20 protein-coding genes are annotated in these 16,603 nt (G+C 58.2%); 15 read left to right on the forward strand and 5 right to left on the reverse strand.

Annotation, left to right across the window (positions count from 1 at the left end):
* Window positions 1-33: 33 nt before the first annotated feature.
* A complete protein-coding gene (locus KVP70_RS08130; protein WP_217941618.1) occupies window positions 34-489 on the forward strand; it encodes a cache domain-containing protein in 456 nt (151 codons plus the stop codon).
* Between the two features lie 45 nt (window positions 490-534).
* Complete coding sequence (locus KVP70_RS08135; protein ID WP_020703788.1) at window positions 535-750, forward strand: SlyX family protein; 216 nt, start codon at window positions 535-537, stop codon at window positions 748-750.
* Here KVP70_RS08135 and KVP70_RS08140 read toward each other — a convergent pair whose 3' ends face one another.
* Both KVP70_RS08140 and KVP70_RS08145 read right to left on the reverse strand, forming a co-directional pair.
* The gene (locus tag KVP70_RS08140) at window positions 751-1,218 is read right to left on the reverse strand and encodes a heme-degrading domain-containing protein (RefSeq protein WP_217941619.1); all 468 of its coding nucleotides are present in this window, start codon (window positions 1,216-1,218) and stop codon (window positions 751-753) included. It lies immediately after the preceding gene.
* Between the two features lie 36 nt (window positions 1,219-1,254).
* A complete protein-coding gene (locus KVP70_RS08145) occupies window positions 1,255-2,889 on the reverse strand; it encodes a TonB family protein (protein WP_217941620.1) in 1,635 nt (544 codons plus the stop codon).
* A 158-nt stretch (window positions 2,890-3,047) separates the two neighbouring features.
* Between KVP70_RS08145 and KVP70_RS08150 the strand changes: the two genes are divergently transcribed.
* Window positions 3,048-3,494, forward strand: a complete 447-nt coding sequence (locus KVP70_RS08150) for an SRPBCC family protein (RefSeq protein ID WP_217941621.1) — start codon at window positions 3,048-3,050, stop codon at window positions 3,492-3,494.
* A gap of 10 nt (window positions 3,495-3,504) precedes the next feature.
* Here the strand turns inward: KVP70_RS08150 and KVP70_RS08155 are convergent, their stop codons facing one another.
* The gene (locus tag KVP70_RS08155) at window positions 3,505-3,861 is read right to left on the reverse strand and encodes a hypothetical protein (RefSeq protein WP_217941622.1); all 357 of its coding nucleotides are present in this window, start codon (window positions 3,859-3,861) and stop codon (window positions 3,505-3,507) included.
* Window positions 3,862-4,002: 141 nt separating this feature from the next.
* On the opposite strand from KVP70_RS08155, the gene KVP70_RS08160 reads away from it, so the two are divergent.
* The 6 genes from KVP70_RS08160 to KVP70_RS08190 all read left to right on the forward strand — a co-directional run bounded on the left by KVP70_RS08160 (window position 4,003) and on the right by KVP70_RS08190 (window position 8,821).
* Window positions 4,003-4,515, forward strand: coding sequence for a hypothetical protein (locus KVP70_RS08160; protein ID WP_217941623.1), 513 nt, complete (start codon window positions 4,003-4,005; stop codon window positions 4,513-4,515).
* Between the two features lie 79 nt (window positions 4,516-4,594).
* Entirely contained in the window at window positions 4,595-4,831 is a 237-nt protein-coding gene (locus KVP70_RS08165; protein ID WP_217941624.1) for a type II toxin-antitoxin system Phd/YefM family antitoxin, read from the forward strand.
* Window positions 4,831-5,256: a type II toxin-antitoxin system VapC family toxin gene (locus KVP70_RS08170; protein WP_217941625.1), complete on the forward strand. Its 426-nt coding sequence runs from the start codon at window positions 4,831-4,833 to the stop codon at window positions 5,254-5,256. Before KVP70_RS08165 ends, KVP70_RS08170 begins: the two co-directional genes overlap by 1 nt.
* 703 nt (window positions 5,257-5,959) lie before the next feature.
* The gene (locus tag KVP70_RS08180; RefSeq protein ID WP_217941627.1) at window positions 5,960-7,258 is read left to right on the forward strand and encodes an AAA family ATPase; all 1,299 of its coding nucleotides are present in this window, start codon (window positions 5,960-5,962) and stop codon (window positions 7,256-7,258) included.
* 2 nt (window positions 7,259-7,260) lie between these two features.
* Window positions 7,261-8,112 carry an HNH endonuclease family protein gene (locus KVP70_RS08185; RefSeq protein ID WP_217941628.1) on the forward strand — a complete coding sequence of 284 codons (852 nt, stop codon included), beginning with the start codon at window positions 7,261-7,263 and terminating at the stop codon, window positions 8,110-8,112.
* A 151-nt stretch (window positions 8,113-8,263) separates the two neighbouring features.
* Window positions 8,264-8,821: a TMEM175 family protein gene (locus KVP70_RS08190; RefSeq protein ID WP_217941629.1), complete on the forward strand. Its 558-nt coding sequence runs from the start codon at window positions 8,264-8,266 to the stop codon at window positions 8,819-8,821.
* On the opposite strand, the gene KVP70_RS08195 is transcribed toward KVP70_RS08190, so the two are convergent.
* The gene (locus tag KVP70_RS08195; protein WP_217941630.1) at window positions 8,790-9,179 is read right to left on the reverse strand and encodes an MmcQ/YjbR family DNA-binding protein; all 390 of its coding nucleotides are present in this window, start codon (window positions 9,177-9,179) and stop codon (window positions 8,790-8,792) included. The two genes, KVP70_RS08190 and KVP70_RS08195, sit on opposite strands and share 32 nt — an antisense overlap.
* A 214-nt stretch (window positions 9,180-9,393) precedes the next feature.
* On the opposite strand from KVP70_RS08195, the gene KVP70_RS08200 reads away from it, so the two are divergent.
* From KVP70_RS08200 to KVP70_RS08225, 6 genes are all read left to right on the forward strand, one after another.
* Complete coding sequence (locus tag KVP70_RS08200; RefSeq protein ID WP_217941631.1) at window positions 9,394-11,523, forward strand: M3 family metallopeptidase; 2,130 nt, start codon at window positions 9,394-9,396, stop codon at window positions 11,521-11,523.
* Between the two features lie 309 nt (window positions 11,524-11,832).
* Window positions 11,833-13,308 carry a DUF2169 family type VI secretion system accessory protein gene (locus KVP70_RS08205; RefSeq protein ID WP_217941632.1) on the forward strand — a complete coding sequence of 492 codons (1,476 nt, stop codon included), beginning with the start codon at window positions 11,833-11,835 and terminating at the stop codon, window positions 13,306-13,308.
* Window positions 13,305-14,981 carry a polymorphic toxin type 46 domain-containing protein gene (locus KVP70_RS34845; RefSeq protein WP_217941633.1) on the forward strand — a complete coding sequence of 559 codons (1,677 nt, stop codon included), beginning with the start codon at window positions 13,305-13,307 and terminating at the stop codon, window positions 14,979-14,981. Before KVP70_RS08205 ends, KVP70_RS34845 begins: the two co-directional genes overlap by 4 nt.
* Window positions 14,982-14,994: 13 nt before the next feature.
* On the forward strand, window positions 14,995-15,270 hold the full coding sequence (locus KVP70_RS08215) for an immunity protein Tsi6 family protein (RefSeq protein WP_217941634.1): 276 nt from the start codon (window positions 14,995-14,997) through the stop codon (window positions 15,268-15,270).
* Window positions 15,271-15,412: 142 nt separating this feature from the next.
* Entirely contained in the window at window positions 15,413-15,622 is a 210-nt protein-coding gene (locus tag KVP70_RS08220; RefSeq protein ID WP_217941635.1) for a VF530 family protein, read from the forward strand.
* A gap of 9 nt (window positions 15,623-15,631) precedes the next feature.
* Complete coding sequence (locus KVP70_RS08225) at window positions 15,632-15,916, forward strand: DUF4404 family protein (protein ID WP_020703778.1); 285 nt, start codon at window positions 15,632-15,634, stop codon at window positions 15,914-15,916.
* Window positions 15,917-15,962: 46 nt separating this feature from the next.
* Here the strand turns inward: KVP70_RS08225 and KVP70_RS08230 are convergent, their stop codons facing one another.
* Window positions 15,963-16,472, reverse strand: coding sequence for a DUF1269 domain-containing protein (locus KVP70_RS08230; RefSeq protein WP_229224674.1), 510 nt, complete (start codon window positions 16,470-16,472; stop codon window positions 15,963-15,965).
* Between the last annotated feature and the right edge of the window lie 131 nt (window positions 16,473-16,603).

Below are 16,603 nucleotides of genomic sequence, written 5' to 3' on the forward strand. Positions count from 1 at the left end.
GCCAATCTGGCGCGATTCCACCGGAGGTGACACTTGCGTACCCAGCTCATTGCATCCGTCGTTCTCGCCTGCGCGCTGCTGCCCGCCGCCCGCGCCGCCGACATTGCCACCAAGGCCGAAGCGGAGGCGATGGTGCATAAGGCCTTGAAGTTCATGAAGGCCAATGGCAAGGAAAAAACCTACGGCGAAATCAACAGGAAGGACGGTCCGTTTACCGACCGCGATCTCTACCTGACCGTGTACGGCATGGACGGCGTGGTGCGCGCGCATGGCGCCAACGCCAAGATGATCGGCAAGAACCTGCTGGAGATTAAGGACGTCGACGGCAAGGCCTTCGTCAAGGAGCGCGTCGAGCTGGCGAAGAAAAAGCAGCCGTTCTGGCAGGACTACAAGTTCACCAATCCGGTCAGCGGCCAGATCGAACCGAAGTCCATGTATTGCGTGCCGGAAGAGGACCTGGTGGTGTGCGGCGGGGTCTACCTCAAGTGAGGCCATAAGGCGGTAGAATGCGTGCTTTCCAGCAGGGAGTATGCCGTGAGCACCAACGAAGACCGCTTTATCGATATTGAAATCAAACTGGCGCACCAGGAGCACATCGTCGAGTCGCTGAACCAGCGCGTCTACGAGCAACAGCAGCAGATCGACAAGCTGGAGCAGATGTGCGCGGCGCTGGTGCAGCATGTGCGCGACCAGGCGCAGGGCGGTGGAGGCGGCGGCGCCTTGGCGCACGAACCACCTCCGCACTACTGATTACGCCAGCACTGCCCGCAGCGCTTCCACCACGATCGCATGGTCTTCCGCCTGGCGCAGGCCGGAGACGGTGGCCGTGCCGATCAGTCCGACATTCTTGACCACCACCGGGAACGAGCCGCCGTAGGGCGCGTACTCTTTCGGGTCCAGGTACTTCACCTCCTCGAACGCCACGCCGCGATTTTTATAATCGGTGCCGATGTGGAACGAGCAGCGGCCGAAACGCGTCACCACATTGCTCTTGCGGCGTATCCAGTCGGCCTGGTCGGGTGTCGCGCCCTGCATCGCGTGGTGGAACAGCACCTTGCCGTTGACCGTCACGTTGACGGTGACGCTCTTCTCGCGTTGCCTGGCCAGCTCGACCACCTTCAGTCCCAGCGCCAGCGCGGTGTCGCTGGTGAAGGCGGTGAATTGCAGTTCCTTTTCCTGCTGCGCCAGGGTTTCCAGCAGCTCGACATAATTTTCCATCGTTGATCCTTTTCCGGTACAAGACGGCAGTGTAGCCTAGCGGAAGTCGAAGCGCGGCGCGGCGGCCTTCTGCTCGGCCCTGGCCTGCCATGCACTTGCCTGGGCGGCATCCGCCTTCAGGCCCAGCTCGTCTTTTTGATAGGCGGTGGCCAGGCGGCGCATGGCGGCTTCGAAGTTCAGGTTGGCCGAGCGCAGGTACATGGCGGCGGCGGTCACCGCGCTGCGCGGCACGCCCTGTCCGGCCTCGTGCAGTGCCGCCAGGCGATACAGGCCATCCGGATTGTTTTGCGCGGCCGCCATCTGGTACTGCGCCGCCGCGCGGCCCAGGTCTTGCTCGACGCCCAGTCCATGTTCGTACAGGCCGCCCAGCGCGGCCTGCGCATAGCCGTTGCCCTGGCCGGCGGCGCGGACATACCAGTCGCGCGCGGCGACATAGTCTTGCGCGACGCCGCTGCCGGTTTCGTAGGCATAGCCCAGGTTGTTCTCGGCCACCGCGCTGCCGTGCTTGCTGGCGGCGCGCTGCCACTTCACGCCCTCGACCGGATCGGCGGCGACGCCGTACAGGCCGTGCGACAGCACCAGGCCCAGCCGGATCTGCGCGCTGACGTCCTGGTCGGCCGCCGCCAGGCGCAGGTAGCGCAAGCCTTCCTCGTCGTTTTGGGCGACGCCCCGGCCGCTCAGGTACATGGTGGCCAGATCGCGCTCGGCGGCGGGATTGTGCTTGGCGGCCGCCAGTTGCAGCCAATGCAGCGCCTGCGGCAGGTCCTCGGGTACGCCTTTGCCGTACAGGTAGAACAAGCCCAGATTGGCCTCGCCCCAGGTATTGCCGCCATCGGCCGCCTTGCGATACCACTTGGCGGCTTCGGCCATGTCGATCGCGACGCCGCGGCCATAGGCATGCAGCAGGCCGATATTGATTTCCGCCTGATGGTCGCCCTGCGCGGCCGCTTCCAGATACCAGGCCATCGCCTCGGCATAGTCCCTGGTGACACCGTTGCCATGTTCGTAGCGGTAGCCCAGGTTCAGCTGCGCGGTCGCGTTGCCGGCTTCGGCGGCCTTGCGATACCAGACGCTCGCTTCGGCCTGGTCCTTGGTCGCTTCCGATCCGTGCGCCAGTCGACGGGCCAGCTCGAACTGCGCCGCCACCAGGCTCTTGTCCAGCGTGATGCGGAACTGTTCCAGGCTGGCCGCCTGGTTGGCCGCGCCGTTGCTGTAGGCCTTGGCCAGCATGTACAGCGCTTCGGGATCGCCGGCCAGCGCGGCGTCGCGGTACTGCTGCACCGCCTGCTGGTCGATCTTGATCCTGGAGGCGCCCTCCAGTTCCCACACATACTGCATCTGTTGCCAGGCGCTGACCGGTTTGCCGTCGACGGTGCCCGGCTTGAAGCGGCACAGGCGCACGCCGCTCACGGCCGCGTCGTCGAGCAGCGGGAAGCCGCTGGAGCGGACCACTTTGGAGTCGATCACGCTGCCATCGGCGGCGATCAGGAAGGACAGGGTCACGGTGCCGCTTTGTTCCTTGCGCAGCGCTTCCTTGGGCCAGACGGGCTTGGCGCAGCTTTGAAAATCGGCGACCGGCGTGGTGCGTGCCTGGTCGGCGTGGCTGGCCAGCGAGACCGTGACGCCGAGCCCCGCGGCCAGCAGCCGCCAAGTGGAAAAAGTCTGGCCCATGGCGTATCCTTAATGTTTCAAATTTGAAAACGGGCAGGATAGGCGGAAATGAGTTGTTTGTCTATTACCGGCAAGATAGGGGCGGCGTGTCGAATTCGCCGGCCGTCGTTCGTCGTAGGTTGGAGAGGGATGTCCTCTCACTCACAGGAGATACGAACATGACTACGAATACTGTACAACTGCAACGGGTACTGAAGGCCAAGGCGGAGCGCGTCTACCGTGCCTTCGTGGATGCCGACGCGCTGGCCAAATGGCTGCCGCCGCACGGTTTCACCGGCAAGGTGCATGCGCTGGACGCCAAAGTGGGTGGCGGCTATCGCATGTCGTTCACCAACTTCACCACTGGCGGCGGCCATCACTTCGGCGGCGAGTATCTGGAACTGGTGCCGAACCAGCGCCTGGTCTACACCGGCAAGTTCGACGATCCCAACCTGCCGGGCGTGATGCAGACCACCGTGACGCTGCGCGAAGTGTTCTGCGGCGTGGAGTTGAAGGTGGTGCAGGAAGGCATACCGGCGGTGATACCAACGGAAGCCTGCTACCTGGGCTGGCAGGAATCGCTGGTGTTGCTGGCGCAGTTGGTGCAGCCTGAGATATGCGAGTGATGCCCGCGTGCTAGAGCAGGCCGAAGATCTTGACGATCAAGCTCATGGTGCCAAGGGCCGTGGTCAGGCTGATGCTCAGCAGAATGCGGAAGTCCGTGGTGCGTATCTTCATCAGCTGCTCGTGTACGCGGACAAACTCGGCGTCCACACGAGCAAACTCGGAGTCGACACGAACGAAGCGGGCGTCCACACGATCGAAGCCAGTGTCGGTACGAACAAAGCCAGTATCGGTACGGGCAAAGCCGGCCCGCATTTCCTCGCGTAGCCCCGATAAGTTCTGGCCTTGATAGTCGATGGCCGTCTCAAGACGGGCAACGCGTTCGGCGATGCGGTGCTGGTCCTGCTGGGGCGGATTATTGCCGTTCATGGTGGACTCCTCGGAGGCACTCACCACTTTACGCCAGCATGAACGCGCAGCATAGCGCGCACGATTGATGCAGGTCCGAGCGGTACAGCCGAGCCGGCAGTAAATGACTCGGTCACATGGTCTCCAATAGGATGGGAATAAATGGAAATATTGTTTGGAAACCTGCGCTCTCGCGAAGGCGGGACGGTGCGACGCGCTGTTGGTCGGTGGTTGAAAAATATGCTGGCGCTGGTGGGCTTGTTGGCCTTGCTGGCCGGCGCGGCGCGGTTCTTGTTGAACTATTTCGGCGATCGGCCCTCTCAAACGCAGGAGCTGCGCTCGCCTGATGGACGATACAAGGCGGTGCTGCTCAACGAAAACGGCGGAGGCGGCATTTCTCCCTATTGCGTTGATACCGTCGCTGTCGTGTTCGTCAATGTGAAGGTCGATACGCATGACGATGCACAGGTCGTGTATGTGGGCGGCTGCGCCAGTTTCCGTGATCCAAGGACCAATAATCTGCGCAACGGTCCGGATGTCAAATGGCTAGCAGCCAATCGTCTGGAGATTCGTTTTCCGCAAGAGCGTGTGGGCGGGGTCGCAGCAATGCGCCTGAAGCAATATGCCGTTCAGGGCAACGTGACCATCACCTATCGAATCGACAGTAGCTATTAATCATTGGACTCTCGGACAGGGGAGCCAGTTCCAAGTGGTGCTATGATCTAATGACCATCCAGATAGTCATGAGGTGCCCATGTACACGTTCTCTCTGGCTGAAGCGAAAGCGCAGCTAAGCAAACTGATCGAGTTGGTGGAAGGCGGTGAACAGGTGACGATCACTAAGCGTGGAAAGGCGGTCGTCAAGATCGTAAAAAGCGATCCGCTCCGCCAGCAAGTCCCTAGCTTGGCCGAACACCGGGCCGGCATTCGCTACCTGGGCGAGCCGGCCGCCGAATTCATACGAAAAATGCGCGATTCGGATCGCTTCTGATGCGGTATATCGATACCAGCGTCTTGATGGCTTTCCTGCTTCCAGAATCCGGCAGTCAACTTGCTGAACGTTTGATGACCAGTCCAGGTGATTCCTTGGCGTTTAGCAGTTGGACGGAAGTGGAGTTACTGTCTGCCTTGGGCATACAAGTTCGGCGCAAGCTGATCACACGGCGTGGCGCACGCAAGGCAGTCGATGCCTTTGCGAATCATGTAGCGCCAGCCTTGGTCAGGCTGGCAGTCGATGACAACGACCATCGTCTGGCGGCGCATATGTTGGATGGATGGCAGACTGGCCTTCGCGCAGGTGATGCACTGCATTTGGCACTGGTCCAGGAATACCAGGCCGAACTATGGACCTTCGATCGAACCATGGCGAAGGCTGCTTTGTATTTCGACCTCCGCTGTCAGCTTTTGCGCAGCTAACATGCCAACTGTCGTTTGTACCGAAAACTAGTTAACTTTGCCATATGACTTGTATCAAAAATTGCTTATGTTAAGCACACAATCCTACTTATTTGAATGAGCAAGGGATGGGAGCGAGGGACATGGTATTACCAAAGATTGTCAGGCACTGGCACATTCGCGACAAGGTTTCATTGAGGCAGACCGCCAAATGCTTCGGTATATCTCGCAGTACCATCCGGCGCTACATGCGCTCGGAAATGACCGAACTCGCTTATGCGGTGCGGCAATCGGCCAGCACCTTCGACCCGTGCGCTTTCCATCTTTTAGGCTGGCTGAAGACTGAAGCAGCCAAATCACTCAAACGGCCGCGTAGTCTGAAACCGTTTCATTAGGACCGTCCGAATAGGGGAGCAAGCCAAGAGGTCTTGCGATCGCGTGGCAGCGTTCGCTAAGCAATGGAGGGACCGTCAAAGCACAAACGAACAAAAATATCCTTTGATGTAGTAAAGTTTCCACTTGGAAATAATTTCTTGATTGCACATCAAAGATTAGAAGCAGCCTATGGCGTTGCAACTAAGGGGATTATCATATAAATTGCTGTGATATTGCAAGCCGTGTGTTGACATTCAATTATTTATAAATGCACTGCAGTTCCCTAATGTTTCATTCAGCTATTTGCGTAATTTCGTGCCGCAGTAAAATTTTATAGGATATAAAGAGAATGTATTTACGACACGTAAGCATTAAAAACGTTCGATCAATTGAGCAATTCTTACTTTCCTTTGATGAGACAGAAACTGCGGGATGGCACGTAATTTTGGGCGCAAATGGTGCGGGTAAGTCGACTGTTGTTCGCTCAATCGCGCTTGCGCTTGCAGGACCGAAAGAAGCTGCTGCGTTGCGCCAAAATTGGAATACGTGGCAACGCCATCAGGCTGAGCCGGGAAGGATTGAGGTGGCGATTTCCGCAGGAGCCAAGGATGTTGTAACCGGAAAAGGGCGAGGAGCCGCAGAGTTTGATTTCAAAATTGAGTTTCGTCCATTGGAAGCGTCGTTATCCGGGCCTAGAGTAGAACCAGTCGCTCTTAAGGAGGGGAAAGCAAAGGCAGAAAGATCAGTATGGGGAACTAAGAAAGGCTGGTTTTCAGCGTCTTTTGGCCCCTTCCGTCGATTTACTGGAGGGGACCCTGGATACGATCGTCTGTGGTTTACCAATCCTAGACTTGCTTCACACCTAACTGCCTTTGGCGAGGATATTGCATTAACAGAAGGTTTGCGTTGGTTGCGCGAGTTGCGTGTGAGGCAGCTGGAGGCGGGGGCCGAATCGGGGAAATTATTGGAGAAGCTTGTTCAATTTCTAAATGCATCGGATCTTCTTCCGCACGATGCAAAAATTGAAGAAGTCAGAGCAGAAGAAATTATTCTAGTGGACGCCAATGGTTTTCAAGTAGCGGTTGAACAAATGAGTGATGGTTACCGTTCTGTGCTGTCAACAATTTTTGAGATATTGCGGCAGATGACGAAGGCTTATGGGATTGAAGAAGTATATTCATCCATCGACATTGAATCAAAGTCCGTTAAACTTCCAGGAGTAGTTGTAATAGATGAAATTGATGCTCATTTGCATCCTACGTGGCAAAGGGATATTGGCCCTTGGTTTACGCGTTGTTTTCCAGAGGTACAGTTTATAGTGACCACCCACAGTCCTATCGTTTGCAGAGCCGCGACATCTGTGTGGCGTTTACCAGAGCCTGGTACGGAGGATCAGGCTGGTCGTGTTGAAGGTGTCGTATTACAACGATTAATTCATGGATCAATACTGGAAGCCTATGGAACTGAATACTTTGGGCGAAATATTGCTCGGTCCGACGATTCAAAACACCTGCTTACTGAGCTGGCGGTGCTAAACAGAAAAGCACTCAGATCAAATCTGACAAGTTCCGAGGCAGAGCGTATGCGCGAACTTAGAGATACCTTGCCAACTGAAGCAACTGATTTAGACGCTGAGCCGCAAAATTAACTATGCTTTATATCAATCACAAAGATCTCGATGCGGCCACTGTTACTGCTCTTCTCCAGCTACAACAGCTAGTTACCAGCCAAACAAGTTACTCAGCCCAAGTTAGCAAAGCGAAATCGTTATGGGATACTGGAAGGCGTACCAATCAACGTAAGGAAGCATTCGGAAAGATTCGCGAAAAGCTTAGTTCGATGTGCATTGGATCAGTGCGATGTGCATATTGCGAAGATTCCGCTGCAGATGAGGTTGAGCACATTTATCCAAAAAGTATTCTGCCGGATCGTGCCTTTTTATGGTCAAATTATCTGTTTGCCTGCGGCCCTTGTAATGGGCCTAAAAACAGTAGATTTGGAGTGCTTCAAGGAAAAAAAGTTGTGGAGTTTATTCGAAAGCCTAAGGGACCAGTCATCCCTCCACCGCCAGGTATATGTGCTCTTATTGACCCTCGTATCGAAGATCCGACTGATCTCTTAGAGCTTGATTTGGGCGGTACAGCTCTAGATGGTACTAAAATCGAACCCACTTTTATGTTTATTCCTCGAGAGGGAATAAGTGACCAAGAAAATGCAAGAGCTGACTTTAGTATTGATGTTCTCAGTTTGAATCGCGAAATTGTCCGAAAGGCTCGGGAAAATGCATTCACCGGTTTTCGAGCGAGAATTCGTGAATATGTGGGAGAAAAGAGCGGAACTGCATCTCAAGATCAGCTCGAAAGGCTGCAGTTGGAAATTTTGGGCTCGCCGCATTTAACGGTATTCGACGAAATGCGACGCCAACGTAGATTCCTTCCGGAGATTGATCAATTCTTTGATAGGGCACCAGAGATGCTGAATTGGGATATCGTTACGCCGTAAGGTTTGTTGCGGTCACATGGTTGAACCTCCCGGTCAAAAGACTGCTTTTCTCCTGAGGTCACCATGGAGTGCCAAACAGATGCTAGCCCCATATTACGGGTATTGGTGAGGTAACATACCGGTAAGGGTCTTGATAATGGACAGGTAAAAAATGGGCAAAACCAGGCTGGAAGCATTCAGCGATGGCGTCATCGCGATCATCATCACCATCATGGTGCTGGAGCTGAAGGTGCCGCATGGCGCGGACTGGGCGGCGTTGCAGCCTTTGTGGCCGGTGTTCCTCAGCTATGTGCTGAGCTTTGTCTACGTCGGCATCTATTGGAACAACCACCATCATCTGATCCACACCATCAGCAAGGTCACCGGCGGCGCGCTGTGGGGCAATCTGCATTTGCTGTTCTGGCTGTCGCTGGTGCCGTTTGTGACCGGCTGGATGGGCGAGAACCACTTCGCCGCGCTGCCGCTGGCCTGCTACGGCTTCATCCTGTTCATGTCCAGCATCGCCTACTTCATCCTGGCCAAGTGCCTGGCAACCAACAACGAGGCGCTGCGGCTTGCGCTGGGCAAGGACCGCAAGGGCAAGCTGTCCTCGCTGCTGTATTTGGTCGGCATAGTCTTGTCGCTGGTCGAACCGATGGCCGGTTTCGCTTTGTACGTGATCGTCGCGATGATCTGGTTTATTCCGGATCGCCGTTTCGAGCACCGCTAGCTGGTTGACTCAAGGCCTTCTGTTTGGCCTTGCCGAGCGACTCCACCGCGCGCCGGTAAGAGCCGGCCACCAGCTCGGCCAGGTAGTCGGCCGGGAACTTGCTCACGTCGACGATGGTCACCCAGTGAAAGCGCCCCATGTAGCGCGCCGGCTTCACGCCCGGCACGTCGGTCAGCTCCAGGAAGCGGTCCGGCGTCACGCGCAGGCTGAAGCGCCAGCGTTCCGGCTCGCTGGTCTTGAAGTAGGCGTAGGTCTTGTCCGCGACCTTGTAGACCAGGATATTCGACGGTTCGCCGTGCAGGGTTTCCACTGCGCCGGGGAACTGCCGGCAATGCCGTTTGAGCTGCTCGATATTCATTTCTATGGCCGTGTTGCGTCGGAACGTCAGTGTAGCTGCAAAAATGCCAACTCGACAAAGCATTCTTCGGGAAAATCCCCTGCTTGCCAATCAAGTGCAGTGCAGCATTTTTTGCCAGTGACTGCCGCCATATCACCCTGATATCATCTGGCGCTTCCATGCTGCGCTTAGTCGCGTCAGCATTTTCCCTCGTCGTTTAATGAAAGATGTCACCATGTCCCGTCCTCAAGTGCTCGTCATCGCGGCCGCCCTCGGCCTGGCCTTCTCGCAGACCGTGCTGGCCGCGCCTGCTCCCGCCGCCGTGCTGGCCGGCAACCCACTGGCCGCCGCCAGCACGCTGCCGTTCCACTACCCGGCATTTGACCAGATCAAGGACGAGCACTTCCAGCCAGCCTTCGTCGAAGGCATGCGCATCCAGCTGAAGGAAACCGAAGCGATCGCCGACAACAAGAAGCCGGCCACGTTCGAGAACACCATTGTCGCCATGGAAAAATCCGGCGAGCTGCTGAACCGCGTGCAAACCATCTTCGGCAACCTGCAAGGCGCCAACACCAACGACAAACTGGACGCGATCGATAGCGAGATGTCGCCCAAGCTGGCCGCCCATTGGGACGCCATCCACCTGAACGCCAAGCTGTACGCCCGTGTGAAATCGCTGTACGACCAGCGCGACAAGCTCAAGCTCGACGCCGAATCCAAGCACCTGCTGGAACGCTACCACACCGATTTCGTCCGCGCCGGCGCCAAGCTGTCCAACGCCGACAAGGAAAAACTCAAGACCATCAACGGCGCCATCGCCACGCTGCAAACCACCTTCACCCAGAACGTGCTGAAGGAAACCAACGCCTCGGCGCTGGTGGTCGACACCCGCGCAGAACTGGCCGGCATGACCGACGCCGCCATCGACGCCGCCGCAGCCGCCGCCAAGGCCAAGGGCATGGACGGCAAGTTCCTGGTCGCCATCGTCAACACCAGCGGCCAGCCGCCGCTGGCCGTGCTGACCAACCGCGCCGTGCGCGAGCGCCTGATGGCCGCGTCGCTGACGCGCGGCAGCCACGGCGGCGAGTTCGACAGCCGCGACGTGGTGCTGAAAATCGCCAAGGCGCGCGCCGAGAAAGCCACCCTGCTGGGCTACGCCAACTTCGCCGCCTACTCGCTGGAAGACCAGACCGCGCACGACACCGCCGCCGTCAACAAGCTGCTGGGCGAGCTGGCCAAGCCGGCCGTCTACAACGCCAGGAAAGAGGCGGCCGACCTGCAAGCCGTGGTCGACGCCGACAAGGGCGGCTTCCAGATCGACGCCTCGGACTGGGCCTTCTACACCGACAAGGTGCGCGCCCAGCGCTTCGCCTTCGACGAGAACCAGTTGAAGCCCTACTTCGAGCTCAACAACGTGCTGACCAACGGCGTGTTCTACGCCGCCGGCAAGCTGTACGGCCTGTCGTTCAAGGAACGCAAGGACCTGCCGGTGTACAACCCGGACGTGCGCGTGTTCGACGTGTTCGACGCCGACGGCAAGCAGCTGGCGATCTTCCTGGCCGACATGTACGCCCGCGGCAACAAGCAGGGCGGCGCCTGGATGAACGAGTACAGCTCGCAATCATCGCTGCTGGGCACGCACTCGGTGGTGGCCAACCACCTCAACATTCCCAAGCCGCCAGCCGGCGAGCCGACGCTGCTGACCTACGACGAAGTCAAGACCGCCTTCCACGAGTTCGGCCACGCGCTGCACGGCATGTTCTCCAACGTCAAGTACCCGCGCTTCTCCGGCACCAGCGTGCCGCGCGACTTCGTCGAATATCCGTCGCAGGTCAACGAGATGTGGGCCGTGTGGCCGGAGGTTCTCTCCAACTACGCCAAGCACTACAAGACCGGCGCACCGATGCCGAAGGAACTGCTGGACAAGGTGATCGCCTCGAAGAAATTCAACCAGGGCTTCCTGACCACCGAGTATCTGTCGGCCTCGCTGCTGGACCAGCGCTGGCACCAGCTGACGCCGTCGCAAATCCCGACCGACGTGCTGGCCTTTGAAGCGGCGTCGCTGAAGGACATGGGCGTGGACTTCGCGCCGGTGCCGCCGCGCTACCGCACCACCTACTTTTCGCACAGCTTCTCCGGCGGCTACTCGGCCGGCTACTACGCCTACCTGTGGTCCGAGAAGCTGGACGCCGACACGGTTGAATGGTTCAAGGAAAAAGGCGGCCTGAAACGCGAGAACGGCGACTGGTTCCGCGCCAAGCTGCTGTCGCGCGGCGGCACCGACGATGCGATGAATTTGTTCCGCAACTTCCGCGGCCGCGATCCGGTCATCGAGCCGCTGCTGGAGCGCCGCGGTTTAAAATAATATAAATCGTTTATAAGAAAACGCGATGATCACCAACCTGATCATCGCTGCCCGTTTCTAGCTGCATTCCACCAACAGTCGCTCTTGCAAGCTGCGCCGGTCTTGTTCCGGCGCAAAGCGAACCGGGATGTGTTCGCTACAGTTGCTCTCTACGCGCCCAGCAAGAGACGAGAGCCGACATGAACCTGCTTCCGGGCGTCACCGCCTTGCCCGCCGCATTCGACAACGATCGCCAGAGCCGCTGCCTGCTGTGCCTGAATAGGCAGATCAACGGCAAAGACGTTGACCTCACTTGACACGGAGGCGGCAATGGAATTCGTCAATTACACGCCGTTTCCCGCCCAAGCGTTTGAGGGCATTGATCAGCACCGGCGCCCCTTCCATGTCGTGACGCTGCGCCAGACTCTGAATTTCGCCACCGGCACGCTGAAGTACGCCAACGCGCAGGCGCCTCTGTGCGAAGGCAACGTCTGCTTTGGCGAAATAGGCGGAGTTGGCGTGCGCCAGGAATCCGACCTGTGCCACTACAAGCCTAAGTGCGACGTCATCGTCAACGCGGCGGCATATGCGCCCCAGGGAAAGCCACGGACATGTTTCCCGGTGCGCCTGCGGGTCGCCAAACCGGACGCGCCGGCGCCGATGCCGCAGCACCCCCAAGGTTTGAATCAATTTGAAAACGCGGCGCCCGAGATTATGGCGTGTTGGCGGAAAGCGGTTCAACACGCGGAACAACATCCCGTTCCCGGCGCGCTACTGATCAACAAGACACTGATCGTCAATGGCGAGCGCGAGTTCAAAAAGAAGGCCGGCATCACGCGGACCTTATACGGCCTGCTCCGTCTGTCCACGCTGGGCTTGCTGCGGCTCAATCCGTGGAGGCTAACCGACGCCAAACGGGTCACAATGCTGCCGCTGCGCTACGAGCGCGCCTACGGCGGGGAATGCCGGATCGAGGCCGGTGATTCGGCCGCGCACCGTCTGCCGCGCAAGCAACGCAGCGTTCTTGCCGGACTCCCTGCGCGCGACAACACGCTAGCGCTACTACCGGCCTTGCATTCGGTTTACGAACCCAATCCACGCGGGACCGGATACGTCGAACCTTCCTACCTGCGGGCAACGCGCGTCAGAGCCATCGCCGCACCGCAGATAGAACTTCCAGGCGCGCCGCTCTGCGCCTGGAAGTTCTGGCAAGCGCTGCGTGGAAGCCCGAACGATGCGGCACGGGACAACCCGAGCGCGCTCCAACCCGCCGGCTTCGGCATACGTCCCGGCTCGCATCCGGCCCGGCGCGCGTTCGCCGGCACGGTTGATCAAACCTTTCTCAAGGGTGACGACGCCTTGCCGGCGGACTTCGATTTCGCCTTCTGGAATGCCGCTCCGCCCGATCAACAAACCGATTTCCTGCACGGGAATGAAACGTTTGAGCTCATCAACCTGTGCGCTCCAGACACGCCGGGAGCGACACTAGACCGCGATGGTAATACGACGCTGCGGCTGAAACTGTCGGGCCACGAATGCTTCGTGCTAGTCAGGCAAGAAGATGGCACGCTGTTCCGGCAGGCGCTGGCCCTTGATACGGTATTGCTCGAACCGGAAGAGCGGCTACTGACCCTGGTGTGGCGCGGCATACTGCCAAAGGACGCAGACGTACCATTGCGCCGCTGCGAAGCACGCATGCATAGCCATGAAGAGCGAGACCGGGTACTACGCGAGGTCAATTTTCTGGACCGCTACGCCGGCGCGGCCGAATCGTCACCATCGTGGAAGGTCGAGGGCGCGCCGTGAGTGACCATCTGAAGTTATCCGATCCAAATGGCGACGACGAGGCGAGTAAGATCGCCAGTGCGCGGGAAGTGGCCGAACAGAAGAAGCGTTTCGATGAGCTGAAGAAGAATATTCAGCGGCTCGAACAACTGGTCGCTGAACAAAAGCTCCAAGCGCGGCGCGCTCAACCATCAAAGCAAGCTAACAACAAGATCGCTGCGCGCAAGGACGGCGTCTTCAAGGCAACTTCCATCGCGCCGTCGTTCAACCTGACGCCGGTTGGTCCCAGCATGGTGCCTCTTCCCTATCCGACGACCGCCGACCTGTCCAGCAGCGTCAATGTCGCTTCCAACGTCCGCTTCAATGGCAAGCAGGTCTACACCTTGGGCAGTTCGCAGCCGAGCTGCAAAGGCGACGAGCAAGGCAGCGGAGGCGGCGTCAGGTCGGGCACGGTCAACGGGGAAGTCAAACCGGTGGTGGCCAGCAAGTCCGTGCGCGTGGAAGGCAAGCGCGTGGTCAGGGATGGCGATGCCTGCACTATGAACGGCGGAAACAATCCCGGCATCTACGTCACGGTGCCGCCCACCAGCGGCGCGTCGCCCAATGACGCGCTGGCGACGTCGAACCCGCCGGTCAAACTTGAAACGGAGCAGGAGAAATCCGCGTTCAAGCAATGGCTGCGCCGGACGGAAGAGCAATTGCGTCAGGCCGCTAGCCACCCGGCGGAAGCTGTCAAAGGCGCGGCCAAGGGCGTGGCCAACATTCCTTCGCATATTTGCGAACTGCTGTTGAAAGCCGCCGCCGAACAACGTGCCACTGAATTGGACCAATCGGCCGCGATGCAAGCCGCATTCGGACGGACTGAGGCGACAAAAACGTTGTCCGACGTGGCGGCGGAAACCCGGCGGCTGGGCGCTAACATTGACGTGCCAAAACTTAAGATGGAAAATCCTGCGCAGGAAGGGGGCGACGTGATCGCCACGGCCGTTCAGCTGTTCGCCGGCGGCGCGGGGATAGTCAAGAGCGCAGCGAAGCGCGCTCTAACACTGGGCAAGACCGGGGAGGCCGCGCGAGTGGCAGGCGCTAGTGGCGAAATGGGGAAAGGTGCGGTGGAGGCTAGCACCGTCGGCGGCGCGGAACCAACAATTGCACCAGCTGGTCAGACAGGGGATGGCGTCCGTGTCGCGATGGGTACGGCGGCGCAGCGACGGAGGCATCTGAATGAAAAATTTGGGCGGACAAGGAACCTCGACCTCGACATCAACATTCGGGGAAGCCAGCAAACCGCTACCAATTTCTTCCTATCCCAAGGCGTCCCAGAGGAGGCTATTCCGTCGTACATGACAGGAATTGACCTTACCAAACCTGTTGAAGTACAAACGCTAGGTTCCCAAAAACAGCTTTGGCAATATCAAACATCGGGAGCACCGCAGGGAAACTGGTACTCTCTAAGTCCATCGGTAGAACCCACGGAGTTAGGAATCAGCCCCCTTGGCTTCAATCGAGCCACCCAAACCGTGGAGCCCAAAATACTCAATTTATACAAGACAACGCAACCGACAACCGTACTACGAAGCACTTCGGCGGAGGTGGAAGACTTTTGGTCAGTTAAAGGGCAGTCCTATCCTACGACGGGTGGCGCTCGACAATTATTTTCAAACAAAAAATCGGTGTTTTCCCCCGATTCACAATAAATTTGGTGAAGCTATGAGCGCAATAGAAACTGTAACTAAAGCCTTGGAACTTGCTCGCGCCCGTTTAAACACAGCGCCAAATTTCGAGATATTTTCTTCGGCTGTAACACAATTGGAATATGTTTTGGCGGTGTTGAACGGGAATGAGCGCGACAAATCTCGGCTAAAAAATATTATCGTTGGTCATTTCGCTGTCAGGGAATTTGAGGAAAGTGATCCAGAATTTGCAGAGGCATTAATGACGGTTCAAGCACTTGCCGCTAAGATGGCAAAAGGACTTAAAGTATAAAAATGGGTTGCTACACAACTCTGATTGTGAAGGCCGTGGTTTGACTGACAAGTTAACCGAAGTTCAGCCAGGAAGCAGGGGCCGGAGCCGATTTGTGTAAGAATCGAGTCCGGCCCTTTCATTTTATGAGTAAGATAGAACTATGAGTAACGAACTGCACGGCGTGACGCTGGAAACCATCGTAAGCCGTTTGCACGCGCATTACGGCTGGGAACAGCTGGGACTACGGATCGACATCAATTGCTTCATCAGCGATCCGAGCATCAAGTCCAGCCTGAAATTTTTGCGCAAGACACCGTGGGCCCGCGCCAGAGTCGAAGAACTCTACGTCGCCACGACATTTACCGACTAGGGATTTATTATGGACAGCAATCTGAAGACCTCACTGAGTTCCCTGCGCAGCCAGCTGGCCGGCGCCGGTCCGATCGACGACGAATTGCAGGAACTGCTGACGCAGCTGGACGGCGACATCAAGCAGCTGCTGGAACGCCGCGCCGCCGCCGCCGAAGCCAACCCGGGCGAGAGCACCACCTTCGGCCTGGCCGAACGCACCCAGGAAATCTCCGCCAAATTCGCGGCGCAGCATCCGCAACTCGAGCCGGCCCTGCGCGAATTGGGCAACATCCTGTCCAGCATGGGGATTTAAAGCAGGCGGGAGGACCCGGGGAACCTAGGTCCCCGGGCAGCCGGCGTTACGGAAACGCCAGCATCGGCGGTTCCATACCGCCAAAGCTGATTTCGGGATGACGCTTGGCGATCATCTCTTCGATTTCTTCGACGCGCCGCACCGGCACGTCCACCATCAACAGCACCTGGCCCTGCTCGATGCGCGGCGTGAACTGCTTGAGCCGGGTGTTCGGCACGGCCGCCGCATTCATGCCGGAGGCCCAGCCGCCGAAGATCGCCCCGCCCAGGGCCACCAGCAGGATGGCGGCGGTGCGCAAGGTCATGCCGTCCACCGGGAACAAGGTCAGGAACACGCCGGCCCCGAGGCCGACGATGGCGCCGATTACCACGCCCAGCTGGGCGCCGTGCACCAGGTCGGTCTTTTGCAGGAAGCTGACGTCCGGCATGTCCGACGGCAGGCCATCCCTGGCCATGAAGCGCATATGGCTAATTTCGATCCGCGCCAGCAGCAACTCGTCCAGCATGGCACGGGCGCTCGGCACGTCAGGCAGCATGAAATAAAGTCGGCGTCGCATGATGGTCTCCCGGTGGCAGGTGTCTAACCGTTATAGCAAAGTTGCGGACTTTAGCAATGTAAATCCTGCATCATTGACACTCAAGTGATTGAATACTAAAAGAATTTTTCTTTCCGTTATGAGCAGGGCCG

Origin of the sequence: Duganella violaceipulchra, from assembly GCF_019166075.1 — a bacterium.
Taxonomy (GTDB): Bacteria; Pseudomonadota; Gammaproteobacteria; order Burkholderiales; family Burkholderiaceae_D; genus Rugamonas; species Rugamonas violaceipulchra.

Coding starts and splice junctions, on each gene's coding strand:
- KVP70_RS08140 (WP_217941619.1), bottom strand. CDS start 1,218: ATGGAAAATTATGTCGAGCTGCTGGAAACCCTGGCGCAGCAGGAAAAG.
- KVP70_RS08145 (WP_217941620.1), bottom strand. CDS start 2,889: ATGGGCCAGACTTTTTCCACTTGGCGGCTGCTGGCCGCGGGGCTCGGC.
- KVP70_RS08150 (WP_217941621.1), top strand. CDS start 3,048: ATGACTACGAATACTGTACAACTGCAACGGGTACTGAAGGCCAAGGCG.
- KVP70_RS08155 (WP_217941622.1), bottom strand. CDS start 3,861: ATGAACGGCAATAATCCGCCCCAGCAGGACCAGCACCGCATCGCCGAA.
- KVP70_RS08160 (WP_217941623.1), top strand. CDS start 4,003: ATGGAAATATTGTTTGGAAACCTGCGCTCTCGCGAAGGCGGGACGGTG.
- KVP70_RS08165 (WP_217941624.1), top strand. CDS start 4,595: ATGTACACGTTCTCTCTGGCTGAAGCGAAAGCGCAGCTAAGCAAACTG.
- KVP70_RS08170 (WP_217941625.1), top strand. CDS start 4,831: ATGCGGTATATCGATACCAGCGTCTTGATGGCTTTCCTGCTTCCAGAA.
- KVP70_RS08180 (WP_217941627.1), top strand. CDS start 5,960: ATGTATTTACGACACGTAAGCATTAAAAACGTTCGATCAATTGAGCAA.
- KVP70_RS08185 (WP_217941628.1), top strand. CDS start 7,261: ATGCTTTATATCAATCACAAAGATCTCGATGCGGCCACTGTTACTGCT.
- KVP70_RS08190 (WP_217941629.1), top strand. CDS start 8,264: ATGGGCAAAACCAGGCTGGAAGCATTCAGCGATGGCGTCATCGCGATC.
- KVP70_RS08195 (WP_217941630.1), bottom strand. CDS start 9,179: ATGAATATCGAGCAGCTCAAACGGCATTGCCGGCAGTTCCCCGGCGCA.
- KVP70_RS08200 (WP_217941631.1), top strand. CDS start 9,394: ATGTCCCGTCCTCAAGTGCTCGTCATCGCGGCCGCCCTCGGCCTGGCC.
- KVP70_RS08205 (WP_217941632.1), top strand. CDS start 11,833: ATGGAATTCGTCAATTACACGCCGTTTCCCGCCCAAGCGTTTGAGGGC.
- KVP70_RS08215 (WP_217941634.1), top strand. CDS start 14,995: ATGAGCGCAATAGAAACTGTAACTAAAGCCTTGGAACTTGCTCGCGCC.
- KVP70_RS08220 (WP_217941635.1), top strand. CDS start 15,413: ATGAGTAACGAACTGCACGGCGTGACGCTGGAAACCATCGTAAGCCGT.
- KVP70_RS08225 (WP_020703778.1), top strand. CDS start 15,632: ATGGACAGCAATCTGAAGACCTCACTGAGTTCCCTGCGCAGCCAGCTG.
- KVP70_RS08230 (WP_229224674.1), bottom strand. CDS start 16,472: ATGCGACGCCGACTTTATTTCATGCTGCCTGACGTGCCGAGCGCCCGT.